Annotated in this window: 19 protein-coding genes; 15 read left to right on the top strand and 4 right to left on the bottom strand. The window is 58.9% G+C overall.

Annotated elements, in window-relative coordinates:
- Positions 1–54 precede the first annotated feature (54 nt).
- A complete protein-coding gene (locus MPQ_RS11805) occupies positions 55–2,826 on the bottom strand; it encodes an EAL domain-containing protein (RefSeq protein WP_013443181.1) in 2,772 nt (923 codons plus the stop codon).
- Positions 2,827–3,168: 342 nt separating this feature from the next.
- Here MPQ_RS11805 and MPQ_RS11800 point away from each other — a divergent pair, with 342 nt between their 5' ends.
- The 5 genes from MPQ_RS11800 to MPQ_RS11780 all read left to right on the top strand — a co-directional run bounded on the left by MPQ_RS11800 (position 3,169) and on the right by MPQ_RS11780 (position 7,809).
- Complete coding sequence (locus MPQ_RS11800; RefSeq protein ID WP_013443180.1) at positions 3,169–4,284, top strand: aminomethyltransferase family protein; 1,116 nt, start codon at positions 3,169–3,171, stop codon at positions 4,282–4,284.
- Positions 4,285–4,337: 53 nt separating this feature from the next.
- The gene (locus MPQ_RS11795; protein WP_013443179.1) at positions 4,338–4,937 is read left to right on the top strand and encodes a dimethylamine monooxygenase subunit DmmA family protein; all 600 of its coding nucleotides are present in this window, start codon (positions 4,338–4,340) and stop codon (positions 4,935–4,937) included.
- Positions 4,934–5,887, top strand: coding sequence for a PDR/VanB family oxidoreductase (locus tag MPQ_RS11790; protein WP_013443178.1), 954 nt, complete (start codon positions 4,934–4,936; stop codon positions 5,885–5,887). Before MPQ_RS11795 ends, MPQ_RS11790 begins: the two co-directional genes overlap by 4 nt.
- 11 nt (positions 5,888–5,898) lie before the next feature.
- On the top strand, positions 5,899–6,939 hold the full coding sequence (locus tag MPQ_RS11785) for a DUF3445 domain-containing protein (protein ID WP_013443177.1): 1,041 nt from the start codon (positions 5,899–5,901) through the stop codon (positions 6,937–6,939).
- A 69-nt stretch (positions 6,940–7,008) separates the two neighbouring features.
- Complete coding sequence (locus MPQ_RS11780; RefSeq protein ID WP_013443176.1) at positions 7,009–7,809, top strand: TorF family putative porin; 801 nt, start codon at positions 7,009–7,011, stop codon at positions 7,807–7,809.
- Positions 7,810–7,864: 55 nt separating this feature from the next.
- On the opposite strand, the gene MPQ_RS11775 is transcribed toward MPQ_RS11780, so the two are convergent.
- Positions 7,865–9,265, bottom strand: a complete 1,401-nt coding sequence (locus tag MPQ_RS11775) for a PAS domain-containing protein (protein ID WP_013443175.1) — start codon at positions 9,263–9,265, stop codon at positions 7,865–7,867.
- Positions 9,266–9,312: 47 nt separating this feature from the next.
- On the opposite strand from MPQ_RS11775, the gene MPQ_RS11770 reads away from it, so the two are divergent.
- Together MPQ_RS11770 and narL are read left to right on the top strand one after the other, a co-directional pair.
- The gene (locus MPQ_RS11770; protein WP_013443174.1) at positions 9,313–11,139 is read left to right on the top strand and encodes a histidine kinase; all 1,827 of its coding nucleotides are present in this window, start codon (positions 9,313–9,315) and stop codon (positions 11,137–11,139) included.
- 60 nt (positions 11,140–11,199) lie between these two features.
- Entirely contained in the window at positions 11,200–11,853 is a 654-nt protein-coding gene (narL, locus tag MPQ_RS11765) for a two-component system response regulator NarL (RefSeq protein ID WP_041362891.1), read from the top strand.
- Positions 11,854–11,991: 138 nt separating this feature from the next.
- On the opposite strand, the gene MPQ_RS11760 is transcribed toward narL, so the two are convergent.
- Entirely contained in the window at positions 11,992–12,321 is a 330-nt protein-coding gene (locus tag MPQ_RS11760) for a hypothetical protein (protein ID WP_013443172.1), read from the bottom strand.
- On the bottom strand, positions 12,318–13,394 hold the full coding sequence (locus MPQ_RS11755; RefSeq protein WP_013443171.1) for a DMT family transporter: 1,077 nt from the start codon (positions 13,392–13,394) through the stop codon (positions 12,318–12,320). Before MPQ_RS11755 ends, MPQ_RS11760 begins: the two co-directional genes overlap by 4 nt.
- A 314-nt stretch (positions 13,395–13,708) precedes the next feature.
- Between MPQ_RS11755 and MPQ_RS11750 the strand changes: the two genes are divergently transcribed.
- The 8 genes from MPQ_RS11750 to MPQ_RS11715 all read left to right on the top strand — a co-directional run bounded on the left by MPQ_RS11750 (position 13,709) and on the right by MPQ_RS11715 (position 24,283).
- Complete coding sequence (locus MPQ_RS11750; protein ID WP_013443170.1) at positions 13,709–15,406, top strand: APC family permease; 1,698 nt, start codon at positions 13,709–13,711, stop codon at positions 15,404–15,406.
- A gap of 198 nt (positions 15,407–15,604) precedes the next feature.
- On the top strand, positions 15,605–17,797 hold the full coding sequence (locus MPQ_RS11745) for an FAD-dependent oxidoreductase (RefSeq protein ID WP_013443169.1): 2,193 nt from the start codon (positions 15,605–15,607) through the stop codon (positions 17,795–17,797).
- A 109-nt stretch (positions 17,798–17,906) separates the two neighbouring features.
- A complete protein-coding gene (locus MPQ_RS11740; RefSeq protein WP_013443168.1) occupies positions 17,907–20,030 on the top strand; it encodes a (Fe-S)-binding protein in 2,124 nt (707 codons plus the stop codon).
- Entirely contained in the window at positions 19,999–21,432 is a 1,434-nt protein-coding gene (locus MPQ_RS11735) for a hypothetical protein (RefSeq protein ID WP_049821908.1), read from the top strand. Before MPQ_RS11740 ends, MPQ_RS11735 begins: the two co-directional genes overlap by 32 nt.
- Positions 21,429–22,232: an electron transfer flavoprotein subunit beta/FixA family protein gene (locus MPQ_RS11730; RefSeq protein ID WP_013443166.1), complete on the top strand. Its 804-nt coding sequence runs from the start codon at positions 21,429–21,431 to the stop codon at positions 22,230–22,232. The genes MPQ_RS11735 and MPQ_RS11730 overlap by 4 nt, the downstream gene beginning before the upstream one ends.
- Complete coding sequence (locus MPQ_RS11725; protein WP_013443165.1) at positions 22,229–23,191, top strand: electron transfer flavoprotein subunit alpha/FixB family protein; 963 nt, start codon at positions 22,229–22,231, stop codon at positions 23,189–23,191. Before MPQ_RS11730 ends, MPQ_RS11725 begins: the two co-directional genes overlap by 4 nt.
- Before the next feature lie 195 nt (positions 23,192–23,386).
- The gene (locus tag MPQ_RS11720) at positions 23,387–23,641 is read left to right on the top strand and encodes an FmdB family zinc ribbon protein (protein ID WP_013443164.1); all 255 of its coding nucleotides are present in this window, start codon (positions 23,387–23,389) and stop codon (positions 23,639–23,641) included.
- A gap of 21 nt (positions 23,642–23,662) precedes the next feature.
- On the top strand, positions 23,663–24,283 hold the full coding sequence (locus tag MPQ_RS11715) for a DUF502 domain-containing protein (protein WP_013443163.1): 621 nt from the start codon (positions 23,663–23,665) through the stop codon (positions 24,281–24,283).
- Positions 24,284–24,290: the final 7 nt, after the last annotated feature.

Raw genomic sequence — 24,290 nt, 5'->3', positions numbered from 1 at the left:
GGTTAGCCCGGCAATGCTGGTGCCGGGCATTGGCCTAGGGCAAGCAGGCGCTGGCTAAAAGTGCTCGAAGGTTTGCACCACATCCCGCTCAAACTCATCGGCGGGAACAGGCTTGCTGAACAGATACCCCTGATAGGCATCGCAGCCGTAATTATCCAGAAACTCGCGCTGGCTCAGCGTTTCCACGCCTTCCGCAATCACCTGCAGATTCAGGCTCTTGCCCAGCGCAATAATCGTGCGCGCAATTACGGCATCGTTGGGGTCAGTCAGCACATCGCGTACAAAAGACTGGTCAATCTTCAGCTGATCCAGCGGCAGCAGCTTGAGGTAGGACAGCGATGAATAGCCAATGCCGAAGTCGTCAATCGAGAAGCCGACGCCGATGTTTTTAAGCTCGGTCATCTTGGCGATCACGTCTTCAATATTGTTCACCATCAGGCTTTCAGTCAGTTCCAGCTTGAGGCGTTTGGGGTTGGCGCCGGTGACATTCAGCACTTCCACAATCTGGTCGACAAAATCCATCTGGCGCAGCTGTTTGGCGCTGACATTCACCGCCAGGGTCAGGCTGGAGGTGAGCGGTTGTTGTGCCCACAGTACCAGCTGCTTGCACGCGGCATACATCACCCAGTTGCCCACGCTCACAATCAGCCCGCTATCTTCTGCCAGCGGAATAAAGGTGCTGGGCGGGATCATGCCGCGCTTGGGGTTGCGCCAGCGCAGTAGCGCTTCAGCGCCCAGCAGGCGGCCCTGGTTATCCACCTGGGGTTGATAGCACAAGAAGAACTCGTCATTGCGCAGGCCATTGCGCAAGTCTTCTTCCATCTCGACGCGGTCTGCAATCAGCGCCTGCATTTCCGGATCAAAAAAGCGGATGACATTGCGCCCCGCCGCCTTGGACTGGTACATCGCCAGATCAGCGCGCTTGAGGATTTCATCTACCGTGGTCGGCTGCTGGTCAAACAGGGTGACCCCTATGCTGGCGCTGGTGTGATGCTCATAGCCGCTGAACTGGAATGGGTGGGCAAAGCTGATCAGTATTTTTTCGCTGACCAGACGCGCCTGGGCGGCGGCTTCCTGATGATTGCCGCTGAGCTCATGCAGCAGCACGACAAACTCGTCACCGCCAAAGCGCGCCACGGTATCGCTTTCGCGCAGGCAACCGGCAATGCGCATGGCTACCTGTTGCAGCAGCATGTCACCCAGGTCATGGCCCATGGTGTCGTTCAGGGTTTTGAAGTTGTCCAGGTCAATGAACAATACGGCGCCGGATTTGCTGGTACGTGCAGAATAGGCGAGGGTATGTTCCAGCCGGTCTATGAACAGCTGGCGATTGGGCAGGCTGGTCAGGGAATCATAAAACGCCAGATGCTGAATGCGGCTTTCTGCCACCTTCTGGGCGCTGATGTCCTGAATCGCGCCCTCGATGCGGGTGATGTTGCCATGCAGGTCATACACGGCCTGGCCAATGATGCGTATCCACAGCAGCTTGTCCTTGCAGGTGAGAATGGGCAACTCTTCATCAAAGCTGTCGCCTTTTTGCAGGCATTCTTCCAGCGCCTGCACAATCCGGCTGCGCCATTCTTCGGGATAAAACGCCAGCGCGCTATCCAATGTCGGGGCAAACTCGGGTGGACACTCGTGTATGTCGAGCACCTCTTCAGACCAGTACAGGGTTTTTTCCGGCAGGCTCAGCACCCAGCTGCCAACGCGCGCCATGCGGCTGGATATTTTGAGATAGGCTTCGGTTTGCTCGCGGCGGGCAATTTCGGCATGCAAGGCCTCGGTGCGCATGCGAACCTGGCGCCGCATCTGCACGTTCCACAAAATCACCAGCATCACGCAGAGTAAGGTGGCGGCTACGCCAAAGGCAATCCAGCGGGTATTGAGCGTGTTGGGGGTGGTGGCGTAGTGATAGATGAACTTGCGAGGCTCATAACTATCCGGTGCCAGTTTCAATCGCACCAGCAACTGGGCGATATGGCTCCAGCGATCGGTATTCATGTGGCCCATGTCCACGATATCCGGCATCACCAGCGGGCGCATGCTCTTGGCCTCGGCCAGCAGCGATTCCTGGGTGGCGCCACTTTGCTTGACGCCCGGCAGTTGCAGGATGAGGTTGGAGATTTCTTCCGGGTTGTCGAAGGCATAACGCCAACCCCTGAGCGTGGCTTTCAGGAACGCATCTGCGCGTTCCGGGTGCGTCTCGATTTCGCTGCGTGAGGTGAAGAGGGTATCGCCGTAAAAATCCACGTCGTAATCAATGGTGCTGATGATGGCCGGCTCGACGCCACGGGCGCGCAAACGGTAGGGTTCATTGGTGGCATACGCCGCCATGGCATCCACCTTGCGATTGATCAGGTCATCCAGCTGCCCGGTGTGGGTGACGAAACGCACGCTGGTGGGGTCCAGCCCGGCTTTCAGCATCATGGCATCAAACTGCACGGCACTGAGGTCATGTTTCATCATGACCGATTTGCCCATGAGGTCGGCCAGGCGATGAATATTGCTGTCTTCACGGCTGATGATGATAAACGGCGAATGCTGGAAGATGGCGGCCATGGCGACTACGGGCTTGCCATGCATGTGGGCCATTAGCACATCGGCATCGCTGATGCCGTATTGCACGGAGCCGTTCAGTACGGCATCAAGGGCTGGTTTGCCAGGGCCGCCCTCGATGATATTCACATCCAGCCCGGCGTCTTTGTAAAACCCCTTGGCCTGGGCGGCGTAATAGCCTGCGAACTGGAACTGATGATGCCATTTGAGCTGCAGGTTGACTTTGGAGGCCTCTGCAAAGGCAGGCGGCGTAAAAAGGCAGATTAGCACTACCAGTTTTGTGCACCAGAAGAGCCTTGTAGTTATATCCAACGCTGACGTTCGGAATTTCATTGGCGCGGCAAAACCCATCGATTTGTCATGATTACTCTGGACGCGAACAGGGCAGCTAAGCCAGACCGATATTCGCGCATACTAATCGCGAATATATAGAATTAATGCGAAGAATTAAAGTGTTTTCATTGGCTTGTTTAAGGTTTTACATCTAAAAGCTTAGATTTCTTGTGCATACTTCTTTGGTAGTACGCCTTCAAGAGAATTTTGGTCCCCAGGTGATTTGGCTATCGTGATGCCAAGTTCAACACCGCATCAAATTTAAAAGGGGACATCCACATGGCAAGAAATTCCATCCTGAATGAACGGCATCGCGCACTCGGCTCCAAGCTCGATGGCGACACCTGGAACGACATGCCGATTCCGTGGAGCTACAACACCAGCGTGCATGACGAAGTAGTGGCGGTGCGCAGCAAGGCAGGTTTGTATGATGTATCGGCACTAAATATCGTCAAGGTCAGCGGTCCGGATGCCGAAGCCGTGATCGACCAGCTGGTGGCCCGCGATATCACCAAACTGGAGCCCGGCTGTTCCTTGCTGGCCGCCGAGGTCGATGAAACTGGCGCCCTGTGCGATGACATCATGGTCATCCGCGATTCCGCTACGGATTTCCGTCTCTCGCATGGCAGTGGCAAAACACCGGAACAATTGAAGCTGTTATCCGCAGGCAAAAACGTCAAGGTTGAGCCTGATCTGGATGTGCATATTCTCTCCCTGCAGGGCCCGTTGTCGCTGGATATCCTGGCACCGCATCTGAGCTTTGATCTGGCCGGGCTGCCTTACTTCCGCCATGTGCCTACCGTGCTGTTTGGCAAAAATATCGTGATTGCCCGCGGCGGCTATTCTGGCGAGCGTGGCTACGAGGTTTATTGTACCGCCGCCGATGCCGTTTTCCTGTGGGACAAGATTCTGGAAGTCGGCGCGCCTTTCGGTGCCATTCCCGCCTCCTGGAACTCCTTGGAGCTGACCCGTATTGAAGCTGCCCTGCTGTTCTTCCCGTTTGAAATGCCCGAAGGCGATACCACGCCATGGGAGGTCAATATGGGCTGGGGCGTGGACCTCGACAAGAAGGGCGATTACATCGGCAAGGCGGCCGTCCTCAAGCTGAAAGGCCGCGAGCGCGTGCGCCATGTCGGCCTCATCTGCCGCAGCGCATCGGCGATGGAAGCCGGGGCGAAACTGTTCAAGGATGGCAAGGAAATCGGCGTCATCACCAGCGCCAGTTACAGCCGCTACCTCATGCTCTCGCTGGCGATGGCACATGTGAAGCCCGAACTCTCGGCCATCGGCACTACGCTGGAAGTGCACAACAGCAGCGGTGTCAGCAAGGCCTATATCGCGCCTACGCCGTTTTACGACCCCTTGCGTTTGCGCACGCATCCCGAAGGCGCCTGAGTCATCAGCTAAATCAGCAGGATCAGGTTCAGCAGTTTAAGAGGACATTCAAGATGGAACGCGGTTACTGGATACGCAGCAAGCCGGTCTACACGGCGCTGCTCTGGAACGATAAAGCCACGGCGCACGCCGTGCTGGCAGCGGGCGACGGCGGGCTGGCTGTGCTCAAGCTCTTTCAACAGGCTTTGCCTGAGCAGCCGATCACGGTGTTTTACAGCCCGGCGGGTGCCGACAAGGATTACCTGCCTGCCTTGCAGGCCGCAGTAGATGCGGATCTGCGGGTGTTTGCAACCACGGCCGAGCTGCTGGCTGCCTGGGCAGATTATCTTGCCACCGCCCGCATGGGCCTGCGCATTTACACCGCAGGCACCGAGAAATTCATGTGGGATGTGACGGATGCCGCCGCCGACTTCGGCATTCTCAATCAGGACGTCATGAAAGAGTTGACCGGCTCACTGGCGCGCTCGGTGTATTGCGTGCATTGCAAGTCGCTCACGCATGAGGTCACCAGCAACATCGCCACCTGCTCCGGCTGCGGCCGCAAGCTGTTTGTGCGCGACCACTTTTCGCGGCGCATGGGCGCCTATATGGGGCTGATGGTGGATGCCGAAAACCCCGGCGAAGTGCCCCAGATCGAGGAGATTTATCCATGAGTCAGTTACAGGTCAAAGTGGCCTCCATTCAGGATGTCAGCGCTGGTGTGCGTCACTTCACGCTGGTGGATGCCCATGGCGGCGAACTGCCAGCCTTTTCTGGCGGCAGCCATATTGTGGTCACCATGCCTGCGCCCGGCCGTACCTATCGCAATGCCTATTCGCTGCTGAGCTCGCCGGAAGACCGCGCGCATTACGAAATTGCCGTGCATCGCCAGCCACAGTCGCGCGGTGGCTCCATCTACATGCACGAAGAAGTGAAGGTCGGCAGCGTGCTCGACATCAGCTATCCGGTGAATCTGTTTGCCCTGTCGCGCGTAGCCAAGCATCACCTGCTGATAGCCGGTGGCATCGGCATCACGCCCTTCATGGCGCAGATTCATGATCTGGAGCGTCTGGGCGGCGATTACAGCCTGCACTATGGTTTCCGCTCACGTGAGCATGCCGCCTTTGCCGATGCTCTCAAGGGGCGCGTCAGCCAGCGCGCGGTGTGCTATGACGAAAGCCTGGGCCAGCGCATGGACTTTGACGCCCTGTTGCGCGCCCAGCCACTGGGCACCCACGTCTATGCCTGCGGCCCGCAAGGCATGGTTGAGGCGCTGGTGGCTACGGCGCGCGCCCTCGGCTGGCCCGAGCACCACATTCATAGCGAACAGTTCCTGGCGCCGCCGGTGGGCGAGCCCTTCACGCTCAAGCTCAGCAAGTCCGAGCTGGAAATTACCGTGCAGGGTGACATGAGCATGCTGGAGGCCCTGGAGGCCGCTGGCGTGGATGCCCCTTCGCTATGCCGCGGTGGCGCCTGTGGCCGCTGCGAGCTGGAAGTGCTGGGCACCGACGGCGAACTGCAACATCACGATCACTACCTGAGCGACGCCGACAAGGCTAGCGGCCGCAAGATCATGCCCTGTGTGTCACGGGCCAAATGCGGTTATCTGGAACTCAACCTTTGAGGAATGCTCCCATGAGCCTCGCTTTCAAGCAGGAAACCTTTCGCGACGACTATACCTTCCGCAATTCGCCGGAAGCCATACGCCGTTTCCCCTTCCCGTTTCCCGAAGACCAGTACATGTATTCGGTCAACATCGAGCCGCACACGCCCGGCCCCAAGGGCGCGGTGACCGAATTCACGCTGGATGTGGACGAGCACTACGTGGCCGAATGCCGCGACAAGGCCATTACCCTGGAGCAGGATCCCGGCCGCTGTGCCTCCCTGCCCCACATGATGGATGCCGAGTGGGATTTTCTGGAATTCACCATGGAAAGCCTGGCGCGCGATTATCCCGAGCAATTCAGCCTGAGCAAAAACGGCAAGGCCTGGACCTGGGTCAATCGTCCGCTGGGGCTGGAACAATCCTTCGTATTTGGCGATGCCGCCACCCTGCCCATGGGCCCGTTTGAATACATGGGTCGCCAGGTGCAGGGCGACTTTGTGCTGCTGGATCAGCGGGAAGACACCCTGTTTGCCGATGCGGGCATTGTCACCAGCCAGGCGGACTGGTCGCTGGCATTCAATGTCGGCATGTCCTGGCATGAGTGGCATGGCCCGGTGCCGCAAGTCACCAAGCTGGGGGTAATGGACCGGGCGCTGAAGTTCCTGATGAGCCTGCAGCAGGCCAATCCGGTGCGCCGCCTCAACTGGACCATGACCATCAATCCGCGCCTGGATACCTCGCCGGAAAACTATCCGTTGTGGGGCGGCGACCGCAACAAGGTCACCGAACAGAATGCAGGCGAACTCGCACATTTACGCGTCGAGCTGCAAACCCTGTTCCGCATGCCACGTAGCAATGCCATTGTCTTCAGCATCCGCTGCTACCTGATCAGCATGCAGGAAATGGCGACCTACCCACGCTGGGCCAAGCGTTTTCACCGTGTGCTGCGCGATCTTCATCCTGACCTGGTGGAGTACAAGGGCATCACCAAATATCAGCAGGCCGTGGTGGCCTGGCTCTCCAGATTCGACGACGGCGCCGATATCGGCACTGGCACCCAGCCTGAATAAGGCTTAAGCCATGGCACCGTGGTTACCGGGCAATTCCATTTGCATCTATCTTTTCATAAGGGGAACGTAATGAACCATGTAAAGCGTCTGAGTGTGGCCGGTCTTGTGGCCTGCAGTCTTTTCAACCTGCCGGCGTTTGCTGCGGATGAAGCCGCCGCCGAAGCCTCACCCCACACCCTGACCACAAATATCGGTTTCTTCGGTCAGTATGTGTTTCGTGGCATCACCTACACCAACGAGCGCCCTGCCGTGCAAGGCGGTTTTGACTATGCCCATTCCAGCGGTCTTTACCTGGGCGTATGGGGCACCAATGTCGACAAGAATGCGCTCTACGGCAATACGCTCGAAGTCGATATCTACGGCGGCTACCTGCACCAGTTCACGCCTGACCTCAGCCTGAATGTCGGCTTCCTGCAGTTCTACTATCCTGACAATGAAAAGATTGCAGGGCAGTCTGCCAATACTACCGAGCTGAATGGCGCACTGGGCTACAAGTGGTTCACCCTCAAGTACTCGCGTGCCGTGACTGATTTCTTCGGTTACAACACCAAGTCCATCGGCGGCACGCTGGGCCATGGTGACACCAAGGGTACGGATTACATTGAGCTCAATTTCAACTACAAGCTGCCCGTGCAGGATATCAATCTGGTGGCGCACGCAGGTCATCAGCGCGTGGAAAACTACGGCGACCTGAGCTACAGCGATTACCTGATTGGCCTCAACAAGGACTTCTCAGTTGGCAAGAGTGAAGGCTGGAATGCCGGCTTCAACTACACCGGTACCAATGCCGATGGTGATCTGTGGGTAGATGCCAAAGGCCGCAAGACGGGTGATGATCACCTGGTGCTGTTTATCAAGCGCACGTTCTAATCTGTTTGGATTGAGATTGGATGGCTAGAAAGAGGGCGTTGCAAAACGCCCTCTTTTATTGGCCGCCGGGAATAGGCTGGGACTGGATCAGCTGCTGAATATCGGCAATCAGGCCGGTGGGGGCATCGTCGTCGCTGATGTGGGCAATAAAGCCTTCCAGCGCCAGCAACTCGCCCGCACTGGAGTAGACGCCCTTGCCCTGTTCCCACACCCATTTGATGTGGCCTGCGCGGGTGATGATGCGATACACCAGCTGGAATTTATCCTGCATGGCGATTTTTTCCTGCACATGCTGCCAGGCTGATTCGCGGTCTTCCGGGTGAATGATTTCCACATAGGAGAAACTGAGGTTGTTGATCATCTCGTGCGCTTCGTAACCCGTGACTTCGGCGCAGCCATCGCTGACGAATTCAAAGCTCCAGTTTCTGTCGTTCTTGCAGCGATAGATCATGCAGGGCGCATTGTTGATCAGCATGCTGAGCGAGCGGCGGTTGGTGCGCAGGCTGGCTTCGGCCTGCTTGCTATGGCTGATATCAGTCAACGTGCCGACCACGCTGGAACGCTCGCCCTTGACGGAAGAGGTGTTGCGCGCGCGCAGCTCCACCCAGTGCGAATCGCCGTTTTTGCTGATGACGCGCGCTTCCAGCAGGCAGCGGCTGCGCTTGCCCTGAATCAGCGAATGCAGGCGGGCTTCGACCAGCGGTTTGTCTTCGGGGTGGATAAAGCTCAGCAGCGGTTTTTGCAAGCAATCCTCCACGTTGAAATCGAGCAGGCCTTGCCAGGAAGGGTTGAGGAAAAGAATGTTCTGCGCGGTGTCGACCTGGAACACGACTTGCTCGATCTGGTTGACCAGCAGATGATAGGGAAACTGCTCGCGAAAGCTGGCGCCCGGGGTGTCATGCGCGGACACGGCTGAAAACTGCAGCAACAGCTGCTCGTTATCCGGCGCTTCGCTGATGGGCGAGGCCGAGATGTGCACTGGCAGTATCGAGCCATCAAGGCATAACAGGCGTAGCCGTTGCGTGGATTTTTTATCATGCTCGGGCGATGCCAGCAGGGCCGCCAGGGTCTGGTGATCGCCGGGGTGGATGACATTGGTCAGCGGCATGCCCAGAATCTGGTCCGAGATGCCCTGCATGCCCAGCTCGGCAAGAAAGGCATTGTTGGCAAAGATGACGGTGTAACCTTCAATCACGGCGGCGGGTGTTGCTAGCAGTGAAGAGACATTGATGCCCCAGGCACGGCGGTCAAAGCCCGGGGTGGTATTACGCAGCAGCGGACGGTGGCGTAGCAGCGGGTATACCGCCAGCATCAGGAGCGCCGAAAAGGCGGTGGTGGCAATGATCACCATGCCTGCCAGGTGCATTTTGAAGGGTGCGGTGCCCGCCCACCAGGTGTTGAACACGAAGAGAAAGATGATACTGAGGATCAGGGTGCTGAATACGTATATGCTCATGCTTGTGTCCTGTGATCTTTGGGGGTTAGGGGAGCCCTTGTCCTGATATGCGCTGGTTGAAAAATCTTTACCAGTTGGCCGGTATCAAGGCCTTGCTGCGTCATACGCTTTACCTGCGACTGGTGGTGCTGCTGTTTTGCGTGCTGCTGCTCATTATCATGATGCAGGTGGGCTCCCTTTTTCTGCTGGATTACATTCCCGGCAATCAGTCTGCCATGCGCCAGCTCTACGCGCAAAAATTCCATTGGCAGGCACTGCGGGCGGAGGTGACGGCGCGTCCGACTGGCAGCCGGCTGCCCGCGCATGGGCTGAATCCGGATGCCGGTGTCATTGAGTTTTCGTGGTTCAGGCAGCAGCTGGGCTCGCGCCTGCCCGCCGTCATCTCGCGGCTGGAAGCCGACACCGCCAATCTCGTCGCCCACTACCCGCAACCGGAACATAGCGCGGGCTGGTTGCAGGCGGTCGACCAGGTGTTGCGCGATTACGATAGCGTGGCCGAGGAGCTGCAGCGCGATGTGGAGGTCAAGCAATCCGTCATTGGGCTGTTGCAGCTGGTGAGTGGTTTGCTGCTGGTGAGCTGCCTGTTTGCGCTGGCGCTTAAAGCCAAGCATCTGTTGATTGACCGTATCGGCCACCTGACGCGATTGCTGCCCGAGGAATTTCAGCTGGAAGATGACCAGCCTTATGCCGATGAATTTGCCCGGCTGGAGCAGACCATTTACCGCATCGCAGCCCGTCTGGAAGGCTTCCGCGCCGAGAGCGAGTGGTTCAACCAGACCCGCAGTGAGCGCTTGCGGCGCGTGTTGCGTGCGCAGGGGTTTTTGCACCAGCTGGTGGGCATGATCAACACGCCCGACCTCAGCGAGGCACTGTTGCGCAAGGTGCTGTACATGCTGGAAAGCGCGCTGGATGTGCAGAATGTTGCCCTGCTGTTTGCTGAAAAATCGGGTGGGGAGACAGTAGAGCGCACACTGTTTTCGCAGCATTTGCCGCGCGCCATACCTCCCGGCCTGCTTGCCGAGCTGAGTACCAGCCAGGCTGCCAGTTATCAGCTGCCAGCCAGCGACGGGCAGGAAGGCGCGAGTGGCGTGGTGGCGGCCTTTACCAGCCCATGGGAAACGCTGGGCATGCTGACGGTAGAAGCCGAGGCTACCCATGTGTTTGATGAAACCGACATCGAGCTGGTGGAGATGACCGCGCAATTGCTGTCCATGGTGATGGGCACGCAGAACCGCGAGCAGGAAGGCCGTCGTGCCGCCTTGCTGGATGAACGCGCCGCCATTGCCCGCGAGCTGCATGATTCGCTGGCGCAGTCGCTGTCCTTCATGAAAATCCAGATTTTCCGTCTGCAAAGTCATCCGCAGACCCAGCATGCCGACCTGCGCGGCATTGTGAACGAGTTGCGCCAGGGGCTGGATAATGCCTACCGCGAGTTGCGCGAGTTGCTGTCGACTTTCCGCGTGCACATGGATGTGCGCGGGCTGCGCTTTGCCATTCAGTCGGCGATTGATGAGTTCATGCAGCGCTCCAATCTCTCGATTGCGCTGGATAACCGGCTGGTGAATTGCCGCCTGACGGTGAATGAGGAATTCCATATCCTGCATGTGATCCGCGAGGCGCTGTCGAATATCGTGCGCCATTCCGGCGCCAGCACGGTGACGGTGGCGCTGGTGTATCAGAGCAATGGCTCGGTCATCGTCACCATTGATGATGACGGCATCGGCTATGCCAGCAAGCCGGGCGAGCCCGGGCATTACGGGCACAGCATCATGCAGGAGCGTGCTTACAGCCTGGGAGGCGAGCTGGCGGTTTTGCGTCGCCGCACCGGCGGCACGCGGGTAAGATTGGTATTTACGCCGCAATTGGCACAATGACAGGAGAGCACGACCTTGAGCATCCCCAGTAACCCGACCTCCAGTAACCCGATCTCTGAGCTGACATCCGGCGGCGCCAGCCCGACCAAGGTGTTCCTGATTGATGACCATGCGCTGTTTCGCAAGGGCGTCGGTCAGATGATAGAAGCCGACCCGGCATTCCGGGTGGTGGGCGAGGCCGCTTCGGGGAGCGAAGGCTTGTTGCTGGCTCCACCTCTGCAGCCCGATGTGGTGCTGATCGACCTTAACATGAAGGGCCTGAATGGCATTGAAACTCTGCGCCGCTTCAAAATCGAAAGCAGTTTGCAGGCGCGCTTCGTCGTGCTCACCGTGTCGGATGCGGAGGATGATCTGCTGGAAGCCCTGCGCGCCGGGGCGGATGGCTATCTGCTGAAGGACATGGAGCCAGAAGACCTCTGTGCCAGCCTGAAAAAAGTGATTTCCGGCATGACGGTGATACAGGACAGCCTGACCGAAGTGCTGAAGCAGGCATTGCTGGAGCCGCGCACGCGCAAGGCGGATGATGATGTGGCGCTGACCGACCGCGAGCAGGAGATACTGCAGTGTCTGGCCGATGGCCTCAACAACAAGACCATCGCACGCAAGCTGGGTATTTCCGATACCACGGTCAAAGTGCATATCAAGCATCTGCTGAGCAAGCTCAAACTCACCAGCCGGCTCGAAGCTGCCGTATGGGCCCATCGTAAAAAGTAAGCACCTGCTCTGGTGGCTGGCCTTGCCCGGCCTAGCGGCGGCTGACAAACAGCCGGGCAGAGATCAGGCAGATCAGACTGGCCAGGCCGATGATGATGAGGGCCAGCACATCGGCCCCGGCGTATCCCCAGAAACTGTTCATGCGCAGTACTCCTCCATGGCAGTGCCATCCTTGCTTAACAAACCAGTGTCCTCCATGCGGGTGAGCCCAAACGGCGTCAGCTGGTAATAAAACGACAAAGCCTCGCGCGGCAATATATCCCCCACGGTTTCGGTGATGAGTTGCGGTTCATTGCGCACCACCAGGCCAGCGGCGGATAACTCATCCAGCGCCACATGCAGGCTGTTGATCGCATAACGTCCCCGCAGACTGTAGGCGTTCAGGGTCAGTTCGATCAGCGCCTGATCGCGCATGCCACCCAGCTGGTGCAGCCGCGTCAGCAAAAATCCCTTGATGTGCAGTTTCATGCGTGTTCTCCCGCTGGGTTGTCGCGTAACTGGGCCACGTCTTCAGCTGATTCGCCAAACATGACAAAGCTGCCCGCCACGGTGAGTATCAGCCCGACCAGGAAATACCACGGTGGCATCTGCAGGGTGAAAGCTGCAATAAACAGCAGGGCAAATACCGCATAGAGGTTGCCTATGGCTTCGCCGCGGCCGACGCCGATCAGACTGAAGCTCTTGTAAAAAGCGGTGTAGCAATAGGCATGGCAGGCCGAGGCCAGCACTATCCACACCATGGCCTTGGGGTTTTGCACGGTAGTGAGCAGTAGCTCACCTATCGGCAGGCTGGTGAAAAGCGCAAGGGCAGGCAGGATCAATATGCCCCAGAACAGGATCTCGAAACTGAAGCGGCAATGAATGCCCACGTCCGGGTCGGTCACATCCATCGCCCGCGCTGCCACGGCACCTTCCATGCCCCATCCCAGTGCAGACATGATGCCGCCGAGATAGCCCAGCCAGGCGTGGCTGTTATCGCCACCCACCTCGCCAAACAGGCCAGGGCCATAAATCACAAGGCCCCCCATCATGATGATCACCATGCCCAGCGCGGCGCGGGTGGAGATTTTTTCGCGGTACCAGAGGCGCGCCACCACGGCGCCTATCACCGGGTAAAACAGCGAGGTAACCGCGGCAAATACCGGCCCCACATAACCCATGGCCATATAGGAGCCGAAGATCGCCATCGGCCCGCCACAGAGCGACGCCAGCGCATACCATTTCGAGATGCGCCGAAAGCGCACCATGGTGCGGGCGTAATCCCCCACCTTGCCCAGCACACCATTCCACAGCAGCAAAAATACAAATACCGCCAGCGCGTGCACCCAGGTCATCACCGCGGTGGCGGCCAGCCGCAATGATTGCTGATCCTGCGGGATATCGACATAGGGCGCTTCATACCATAGCGCCGTGCCTGGCACATACCACGCGCCCCACAGTATCGCCGTCCACAAGGCCCACATGAACCCCCAGCGCTGGTTGCGGCTGTAATGGCGTTGCAGCGTGGCTTGCAGTCTGGCGGCATAGGGCGGGGCGTGCATGAGGCGGATTCCTTAATAAGCAGTATTTGCAGGAGATGGTAATGGCCGGGCAGGGCGTCTTTCCATACTCCTGAGGGAGTAGGCCGCCGCCAGCTGAGACACATGCAGGGCAGATGCCCCAAGTTGGACCGGAACCTGCTTCAGATCCCGCGTACCGCACCATTTTCTTGCTACTTCTTAGGTAGTAATCCGTAGTGAGAATTGTGAGGCGGGGGCGGCGGGTATTCAATGGTGCCCAATGCAGGACATGCCAGCATCGTGCGTGCTGCCCGTGGGCCTGCTGACTGCATGACTTTTCGATAAGGGGAATTAAATTGAACAGTAATCCGCCCGTAGACGCGATAGGCGCCGATTTATCCGGCGATGTCGTCGCCCAGAACTCCACCCTGCACCGCAAGATCGGCTGGCAGGGTGCGTTCTGGGTTGCCAGCGGTGTACCCGCACTGGTGCTTTTTTCCATAGGCGCCATTGCCGCCACCGTTGGCAAACCTTCCTGGATGGTATGGATGATCTCCATTGCCTTCGGTTTTATCCAGGCCTTTACCTATGCCGAAATCGCCGGCCTGTTTCCACACAAATCCGGTGGTGCGTCGGTATACGGCGCCGTGGCCTGGGTGCGTTACAGCAAATTCATCGCCCCCGTCTCGGTGTGGTGTAACTGGTTTGCCTGGTCACCGGTACTGGCGATTGGCTCCGGCCTTGCCGCAGGGTATATCCTGAGTGCGCTGTTTGCGCCGGATGCGGTGATCAACACCTGGCAGATTACGCTGCTTGATCTCAGCTTCATCAAGACAGACCTCGCCTTGCGCATCAACGCCACCTTCATCCTCGGCGCTGCCGTGCTGATGTCGGTATTTGCCGTGCAGCATGGCGGCATTCTGCGTTCCGCCCGCGTCACCATGATCCTGGGCATCACCGCGCTGATCCCCCTGATGCTGATTGGTCTTATCCCTATCCTCACTGGCGATGTACCGCAGGTGAATTTCTTCCCCATGGCACCACTGAGCTATGACGCTGCAGGCAATGTGGTCGATGGCGTGTGGGGCATCGAGGGCTGGAAACTGATGGCCGGTGGTCTCTTTATTGCCGCCTGGTCCACCTATGGTTTCGAAACCTCTGTCTGCTATACCCGAGAGTTCAAGAACCCCAAGACCGATACCTTCAAGGCCATTTTCTACTCCGGCTTGCTGTGTATTGCCGTGTTTACCCTGGTACCGATTGCCTTCCAGGCGCACCTGGGCCTGGGTCAACTGGTGACGCCTGCCGTGGTTGACGCTGCGGGCACTACCGTCACCCCTGCGGTTTACAGCGGCATGCTGGCCCCAGAAATCTACAGCGGCATGGGCGTTGCCAGTGCCTTGTCCGACATGGCTGGCGGCGGCAAGATCATCGGTAATGTCATGGTCATCATGCTGGTGCTGGCACTGCTGCTTTCCATCATGACCTCCATGGCCGGTTCTTCCCGCACGCTGTATCAGGCCTCGGTGGATGGCTGGTTGCCCAAGTACCTGTCCAAGGTAAATGAACACGGCGCGCCTACCCCTGCCATGTGGACCGACCTCTGCTTCAACCTGCTGCTGCTCCTGCTGTCCGACTATGTGTTCGTGCTGGCCGCATCGAATGTCGGCTACATCATCTTCAATTTCCTCAACCTCAACTCCGGCTGGATACATCGCCTGGACCGCCCCAACTGGATGCGCCCTTACAAGGCGCCGACCATTCTGCTGGCAGCCGGTGGCGTGCTGAGCTTCGTCAACCTGGCGCTGATGGGCTTTGGTGCCGATATCTGGGGCGAAGGCACCCTGATGACAGGCCTGATCTTCGGTGCGCTGATCATCCCGGTCTTCATCTACCGTCACTATGTGCAAGACAAAGGCCAGTTCCCCAAGGCCATGCTTGAAGACATGCATATTGCCGATGAAGCCGGTGTCTCCAGCCGTGCCGGTATCCTGCCCTATGTCGCGCTGGTGGCGGGCGTGGTGGTGGTCTACGTGTTCCATCATCTCGGTTAGTATTCCGCGCTAGCCGGGCATGAGACGGGTCGCCGCAAGGCGGCCCGTTTTTTATTTAAACAGTTGATTATTAATGAAAGTTTATGCGGTCGATACTCCCTAGGTGGTAAGCCCTAAGGAGAATTGTGAGACCGCGCCTGCCCCTCGAAAATAGCTTCACAACAACGATTCACTTCGCCTATTTCGAGAGGACACTTCATGGCACGCGATCCCAAGCACGACATTCTGTTTGAGCCCATTCAGATTGGGCCGAAAATCCTGCGCAACCGCTTTTACCAGGTGCCGCACTGTATCGGCGCCGGTTCGGACAAGCCTGGCTTTCAGGCGGCGCACCGCTCCATGAAGGCCGAAGGCGGCTGGGGCGCGATGAACACCGAATACTGCTCCATCCACCCCGAGTCTGACGATACCCACCGCCTGTCGGCACGTATCTGGGATGAGGGCGACGTGCGCAACCTGCGCGCCATGACCGATGAAGTGCATAAATACGGCGCCCTGGCCGGTATCGAGATGTGGTACGGCGGTGCGCATGCGCCGTGCATGGAGTCCCGCGCCACGCCGCGCGGCCCCAGCCAGTACGCTTCCGAGTTCGAGACCCTGACCTATTGCAAGGAAATGGATCTGAACGATATCGCCATGGTGCAGCAATACTATGTGGACGCTGCCTACCGCGCCCGGGATGCCGGGTTTGACATTGTGTATGTCTACGGCGCGCACTCCTACCTGCCTTTGCAGTTCCTGAATCCTTACTACAACAAGCGTACCGATGGCTACGGTGGCTCGCTGGAAAACCGCGCCCGCTTCTGGCTGGAAACGCTGGAAAAGGTACGCCGTGCCGTGGGCGATGACTGCGCGATTGCCACGCGCTTTGCTGTGGACACCGTGTATGGCCCAGGCCAGATCGAAGTGGAAGTGGATGGCATGAAGTTCATTGAGCTGGCCGATCCGCTGGTGGATTTGTGGGACGTGGATGTCGGTGACATTGCCGAGTGGGGCGAAGATGCGGGCCCGTCGCGCTTTTACCAGCAGGGGCACCAGGTGCCCTGGACCAAGTTCGTCAAGCAGGTTTCCAAGAAGCCGGTGCTGGGCGTGGGCCGTTACACCGACCCGGAAAAAATGACCGAGATCGTGACCAAGGGCTATGCCGACATCATCGGCGCCGCCCGGCCATCGATTGCCGATCCTTTCCTGCCGAAGAAGATTGAAGAAGGCCGCTATGACGATATTCGCGTCTGCATCGGTTGCAATGTGTGTATCTCGCGCTGGGAAATCGGTGGCCCACCGATGATCTGCACCCAGAACGCAACGGCTGGCGAAGAATACCGCCGTGGCTGGCACCCGGAAAAATTCCGCAAGACCACCTCCAGCGATGCTGTGCTGGTGGTCGGGGCTGGCCCATCCGGCTCGGAGTGCGCACGGGTGCTGATGGAAAGTGGTTACACCGTGCACCTGTACGACAGCGCCGAGAAGATAGGTGGCCACCTCAATAGCGTGGCGACCCTGCCCGGTCTGGGCGAGTGGAGCTACCACCGCGATTACCGCGAAACCCAGCTCAACAAGCTGGTGAAGAAAAACAAGGATTCCGTGATTGCCCTCGGCCAGAAACGCCTGAGCGCCGACGATATCCTGCAATACGGCGCCGACAAGGTGGTGATTGCCACTGGCTCCAGCTGGAATACCGATGGCACCAATTGCCTGACGCACGATGCCATCCCCGGCGCCGATGCTTCGCGCGCCGATCAACTCACGCCTGAGCAGGTGATGGAGGGCAAAAAGGCCATCGGCAAGCGCGTGGTGATTCTGAATGCCGATACCTATTTCATGGCACCTAGCTTGGCCGAGAAGCTGGCCGTGGCGGGGCACGAGGTCACGATTGTGTCTGGTGTGCATCTGGCGAATTACATGCACTTCACGCTGGAGTATCCAAACATGATGCGCCGCCTGCATGAGCTGGGTGTGGAAGAGCTGGGCGACCACTTCTGCTCACGCATTGAGCCGGGTCGTCTCGAGATCTACAACATCTGGGGCGATGGTTCCAAGCGTACCTATCGTGGCCCGGGCGTTGCTCCGCGTGATGCCAACAAGACCCACCGCTGGCTGGAGTTTGATTCGCTGATTCTGGTCACCGGCCGTCATTCCGAGAATGCCCTGTTCAACGACCTGAAAGCCCGCGAAAGCGAGTGGGAGGCCAATGGCATCAAGGGTGTGTACCTGATTGGCGATGCCGAGGCTCCCCGCCTGATTGCCGACGCGACCTTTACCGGCCACCGCGTGGCACGCGAGATCGAAGAAGCCAATCCGCAATACCCGCTGCCTTACAAGCGCGAGGTGGCGGTGTGGGGCGCGCCGCACATGCCGGGCGGTCAGTTCAAGATCGAGTACAAGGTTTAGTCAACGGTTCACTTCACAGCCCAGTGCAGAATCGGGAGGCAGGGCTTCCCGCTGGCTTGCAGGTCAGCCGCCTGGGCCGTGAAGAACCGAAAAGCAAAAGAGACAGTTCATGAGCGATACCACCCTGGTCACCCGCATTCTTTTTCAGGATTTTTCTTCCTGGAGCATCACCCTGTTTTACCTGCTGGGCTACACCGCCATCGGCATCTTTGCCCACGGTGTGTACACCCAGGTGCGCAAATACCGGCGTGGTCGTCCGCTGGACATCGGCGCCTGGCGTCAGCGTGCCATCAACATGGTGCAGGACCTGCTGACACACCGCACGCTGGTGCGGCGGGATCGCAAGGCAGGGCGCGCCCATGCGCTCATCTTCTTCGGCTTTGCCCTGTTGTTCATTGGCACGGCGACCATCACACTTGAGTATGACATTTTGCAGCCGCTGTTTGGCTGGCGCTTCTGGCATGGCGAGTTCTACCTGTGGTTTTCGCTGGTGCTGGATATTGCCGGCGCAGGCCTGATCGCCGGCGTGCTGTACATGATGTATCGCCGCCAGTTGCTGAAGCTGCCCAAGCTGGATTACGCGCGGCCGGACCGCAGCCCGCAAGATCCGGATTACGATCGCAGTGGCTATCGTCGCGAGGACTGGGCCTTTCTGTGGGCGCTGATCCTGATCGGCGTCACCGGCTTTGTGCTGGAAGCCACGCGTCTGGTCTGGCTGAGCGGTCAGCCCACGGTGTGGGACCTGCGCTTCTGGTCACCGGTCGGTGCTGTCATGGCGCATGCCATGCAATGGCTTGGCTTGTCACCGGAAGGTGCCGGGCTGTTCCGCAGCGGCCTGTGGTGGTTTCACGGCCTGCTGGCGCTGACTTTTATTGCGCTCATTCCCTACAGCAAGATCAAGCATATTGTCACCGCGCCTACCTCGCTGATGCTGCGCGACCCCCTGGCGGGCCGCCGCCTGCCCAAGGTACCGGAAGAGCAGGCCAGCGCGGGCTATCAGTACATTACCGATTTCAAGTGGAAAGAGCTGCTGCATCTGGATGCCTGCACCAAATGCGGCCGCTGCCACGAGGCTTGCCCGGCCAATGCCGTGGGGGCTCCGCTGTCACCGCGCGATGTGATTCTGTCGCTGCGCGAGTTTGCCAACCAGAGTCTCAATGCCGCCACCCTGCCGGAAAAAGCCGAGCTGGATGTGCATGGCAAAGGCCCGGGGCAGGTGTTTATGGAGACCCTGTGGTCGTGCCGTACCTGCCTGGCCTGTGTGGAAATCTGCCCGGTGGCGGTGGAGCATGTGCCGATTATTGTGCAGATGCGCCGCAAGCTGGTGGAAGACGGCAATATGGAGCCGCTGCTGGAGAAAACCCTGCAGACCATCCACAAGACTGGCAATTCGTTTGGCGAATCCAAACGCAAGCGCGCCGCCTGGACCAAGGAGCTGCCGTTCACCATCAAGGATGCGCGCAAGGAAGCGGTCGACATGCTGTGGTTTGTCGGCGATTACGCCTCGTTTGATCCGCGCAACCAGAAAGTTACCCGTGCCTTTGCCCGGCTGATGCATCAGGCCGGGGTGGATTTTGGCCTGCTGTTTGAGGGCGAAATGAACGCGGGCAACGATGTGCGCCGGGTGGGGGAGGAGGGGCTGTATGAGTACCTCGCCACTGCCAACATCACCTCGATACGGGATTGCGAGTTCAAGTCCGTGGTCACCACCGACCCGCACTCCTACAACACCATTCGCAACGAATACCCGGACTTTGGTGGCGAATTCGAGATTCAGCATTACACCACCGTAGTGCGCGAGCTGCTGCTGCAAGGCCGTTTGCGCCTTCGTAAACCCTTGGGCTACCGCGTGACCTTCCATGACCCTTGCCACCTGGGCCGCTACAACAAGGGCTTTGATGCGCCGCGCGACATCCTGCAGATGCTGGGTTGCGAGCTGGTGGAGATGGGGCGCAATCGCGACAACTCCTTTTGCTGCGGCGCGGGTGGCGGCCGTATCTGGATCCCCGATGCGCCGGGCACGGAAAAACCATCGCAGAACCGCATGCACGAAGCGGGCGCCATCGAAGGCCTGCAAGTGTTCGTGGTGTCCTGCCCCAAGGATCTCACCATGTTTGAAGATGCCCTGAAGACCTCGGGCTACGAGGGCAAGTTTGTGGTGCGCGAGCTGATTGAACTGATAGAAGAATGTGTGGAATACGATGAGTCCCCAGCGCTTTCTGTCGAAGTCTGAGTCACAGGTCCCCATGACCGCACAGGCGCTGGTGGCGCATGTGCTGGAGAGTGGTGATTTTTATGCGGCGGTGGCCGTGCATGGTATCGCCGATGCCAGGCAAAGGCAGCGGCTGGAGGAACGCTTGTTTGGCAGTCGCCGCGATGTGCTGATGCTGGCGCGCTGGGAGCATACGCCCCCCAATGTGCTGGATGCCCTGTCGCGGCTGGAGCATATGCCGCTGGCACGGCGCGTGGTCAAGCACCGCAATACCGGGGGCAGCACGCTCAAGCATCAGTTCAGCCAGTCGGATGATCCTGCACTGACAGGGCTTCTCGCCCTGCATGCCAATACGCCTGCGCCCTTGCTGCTGCAGATTGCCATGGGCGATCACGATCAGGTCGTGTTGAAAGGGCTGGCGCGCAACTCCAGTGCGCAGCCTGAAGTATTGCGCCTGCTGGCGCAGCGTTTCCCCAAGCGTTTTGACAAGGAAATCGCCAGCCACGCGGCAGTGCCGGTAGATCTGCTGGGCACGCTCTACCACCGTGGTGACAAGTTTGTGCGGGCCGCCGTGCTGGGGCACAAGCATGTGCCGGAAGCCCTGCTGCTGCAAGCGGCCAAATCCACCGAAACACTGATTTTGCGAGCCCTGGTCAAGCATCCGCAGTTGCCCGCTGCCCTGGTGGATACCCTGAGCCAGCACAAAGACAACGCCATACGTGCGGCCCTGGCGACGCGGGCGGATTTGCCTGTGCACCTGACTGCGCGCCTGGCGCTGGACGAAAGCGATAGCGTGCGCCGCGCGGTGGCCTGCCGCGCCGACCTTGCACCTACGCTCATGCAGATGCTGGCGCAAGACCACGACCCCTGGGTGCGGCAATGGCTGGGCCGTAATCCCATGGCGGGCAAGCACGTGTTGCAAAAGCTCGCGCTGGATATTCATGAAGATGTGCGCCGCGCCGTGGCGCGTAACCCGAATTGCCCCATCACGCTGCTGGAAAAACTGGCTTCTGACCATAGAAGCTGGGTACGCGCAGCCGTGGCGTATCAGCCCAATGTCACCTCCTGCCTGATGGCGAGCCTGGCGCGCGATAGCGCGGTGGATGTGCTGTCCGGTGTGGCGGCCAATCCACACACTGCGCCCGCGCTGCTCAAGCGCTTGGTGTTCTCCGATGAGCTGGACGTACGGCGCGGCGTGATCCTGAATCCAGCAGCGGGCCCTGAGACTTTGCTGCCGCTGTTGCAAGACCCCTATTACCTGCATCGCGTGATGCTGGCGAGCAGCCCCAAACTCAGCGATCAGGACAAATGGCAACTGCGGGACGACCCCGATGCACGGGTGCGTTTTGCCTTATTTCAATGGCTGGCCGCGCGCGCCTTGCGCCCGGTGGCTGACCGGTATTTCTACAGGAGGAAGGCATGAAAATAGTAGTGGCAGTAAAACAGGTAGCCGCGCTCGATGATGATTTCGAGATACGCGCCGATGGCCTGGATGTGGATGAGGATTTTCTGATGTATGACCTCAATGAGTGGGATGACTACTCGCTGGAAGAGGCGATGAAGATCAAGGAAGCCGTTGCCGAGGGCGCGGTGGAAGTGATTGCCGTCTCGGTGGGCCCGGAGCGTGTTGATGAAAGCCTGCGCAAGTGCCTGGCCAAAGGCGCTGATCGCGCCATCCGTGTGTGGGATGACGCCATGGAAGGCTCGGATGCCGTGACCATAGGCCGCATTCTGGCGAGCGTGGTGAAAAAGGAAGCACCTGCCATGGTGTTTGCCGGTGTGCAGTCCTCGGACCAGGCCAATGCTGCCACTGGCATGGCAATTGCCGCTAGCCTCGATTGGCCGCATGCCGCCGTGGTGGCCGAGCTGGAGTATCAGCCCGGTGCTGCCACGGCCCGCATCAAGCGCGAGCTGGAAGGCGGCATGCTGCAGGCAGTGGAGATTGATTGCCCGGCCGTGCTGACCTTGCAACTTGGCATCAACAAGCCACGCTATGCCTCGCTGCGGGGCATCAAGCAGGCGGCCGCCAAACCGATTGAACACTGGAGCCTGGGTGACTTGGGGCTGGATGCTACGCAAGTAGGCGCCACCGCTGCGCTATCCCGCGTGCGCCGCATGGAAATTCCGGTCAAGGGTCGCGCCCAGATGATAGAAGGCACGATCGCCGAGCAAGCTGCCAAGCTGATTGAAATCATCAAGGAATACAAGGGAGAAGCTGCATGAACACTATTCTTGTAGTAGCCGAACACCGGCGCGGCGAAGTGCGCCCGGTGACGCTGGAGCTGATCACCGCCGCCCAGCAACTGAAAACGGCGGCGGATGACCGCGTGCTGTTGGCGATTATTGGTCAAGAGGCGGAGTCGCTCGCCAGCCAGCTGCAATGGGCAGGTGTTGACGAAATCATTGCCTGCAAGACCAATAGTGCCGAGTTTGAACCTGAGCTGGCCGAACAGGCAGTGTCTGCGCTGATAGTCTCGCGCAAACCCATTGCCGTGCTGTTGCCGCACAGTGTGGATTCATTGGGCTACGCCACAGCGGTGGCGGTGAAGGGCGGGTATGGTTATGCCACCGATGTCTTCAAGCTCGCCTACGATGGCGGCGCGCTGGTTGCCACGCGTGGCGGCTATAACCAGAAGGTGAATGTCGAGGTGGATTTCCCCGGTCATGCCTGTGCGGTGATGACCATACGCGGCGGCGCCTTCAAGCCGGTAGAAACCGCAGCGGCTCCGCTGCTGACGGTGGATGACCGCAGTGAACTGAGCGCCCGCAGCCGTCCGCTGGAGTTTATTGAGCAGGGCGGTGGTGGCGATATCGACATCACCACGGTCGAGTTCATCATGTCCATCGGCCGTGGCATCGGCGAAGAAGCCAATGTGGAAGACTTCCGCGAGCTGGCGGATAACATCGACGCCACCCTGTGCTGCTCGCGGCCGATTGCCGATGCTGGCTGGCTGCCCAAGTCGCGTCAGGTAGGCCAGTCCGGCAAGGTGGTGAGTGCCTGCAAGCTGTATGTGGCGATGGGGATTTCCGGTTCCATCCAGCACATGGCGGGTATGAAGCATGTCAGCACCATCGTCGCGGTGAATACCGATCCCGGTGCCTCGATTTTCACCATTGCCAAGTACGGCATCGTGGCGGATATCTTCGAGATACAGGAGGAGCTGCAAGCCCAGCTTGCCTGAGTCCGCGTGTTTCCGCTTTCATCCTGCTTGAAAGCGGCTGCCATACCAAACCGTCAGCCCTGGGGCTGGCGGTTTTTTTTATTGTGGCGCGCCTGAGCCAAGCACTTGATAATTCGCCCTAATCGCCCTATGTATGGGCTTGTGTTCGGGTATAATTACGTTTTTTATCATTTACGTTTATATATAGGATTCGTCATGCCTATTTACGATTATCAATGCACCAGTTGCGGATTCAAAAAAGAAGTCATGCGCAAGGTCAGTGAAGCGACCATGACCACGGCTTGCCCCGAGTGTGGCAAGGAAACCTTTGCCAAGCAGGTGTCGGCCCCCAGCTTTCAGTTGAATGGCACGGGCTGGTATGCCACCGATTTCAAGGGTGGGAGCAGCAAATCCGAAAAAAAGACTGAGGCGGCCGCTGCCGCCTGCAACCCCGGCTGTGCTTGCCACTAACCCCTAAATCAAGAATCCCACATGAAGCGTTATTTTATTACCGGCCTTCTGGTGCTGGTGCCGCTGTTCATTACTGCCTGGGTACTGGCGACCCTGATTGGCCTGATGGACCAGAGCCTGCTGCTGCTGCCGCTGGCCTGGCGTCCTGAAGCCCAGTTCGGCCGCAGCATCCCCGGCATTGGCGCCATCCTCACCTTGCTGATTATTTTCGTCACCGGGCTGGTGGCGACCAACTTTTTCGGCAAGCAGCTGATCGCCCTGTGGGAAAACCTGCTGGGCCGGGTGCCGGTGGTAAAAAGCATCTACAACAGCGTCAAGCAGGTGTCTGACACGCTGTTTTCTGATTCCGGCAATGCCTTCCGCAAGGCGCTGCTGGTGCAGTACCCGCGTGAAGGCAGCTGGACCGTGGCTTTCCTCACCGGTCAGCCTGGCGGCGATGTCTCAAATCATCTCAAGGGCGATTACGTCAGCGTCTATGTGCCGACCACGCCCAACCCGACGTCCGGCTTCTTTCTGATGATGCCGCGCGAAGATGTGGTCGAGCTCGACATGAGTGTGGACGAAGCGCTCAAGTACATTATTTCCATGGGGGTGGTGGCACCTGCCGACAAATCCCCTATCATCACCAACCCGACAAAATAAGATATTC

The sequence above is a fragment of the Methylovorus sp. MP688 genome (assembly GCF_000183115.1).
Lineage (GTDB): Bacteria > Pseudomonadota > Gammaproteobacteria > Burkholderiales > Methylophilaceae > Methylovorus > Methylovorus glucosotrophus.
Note: the sequence above shows the minus strand (reverse complement) of the source record. Positions and strands in the feature narration are given on the sequence as shown.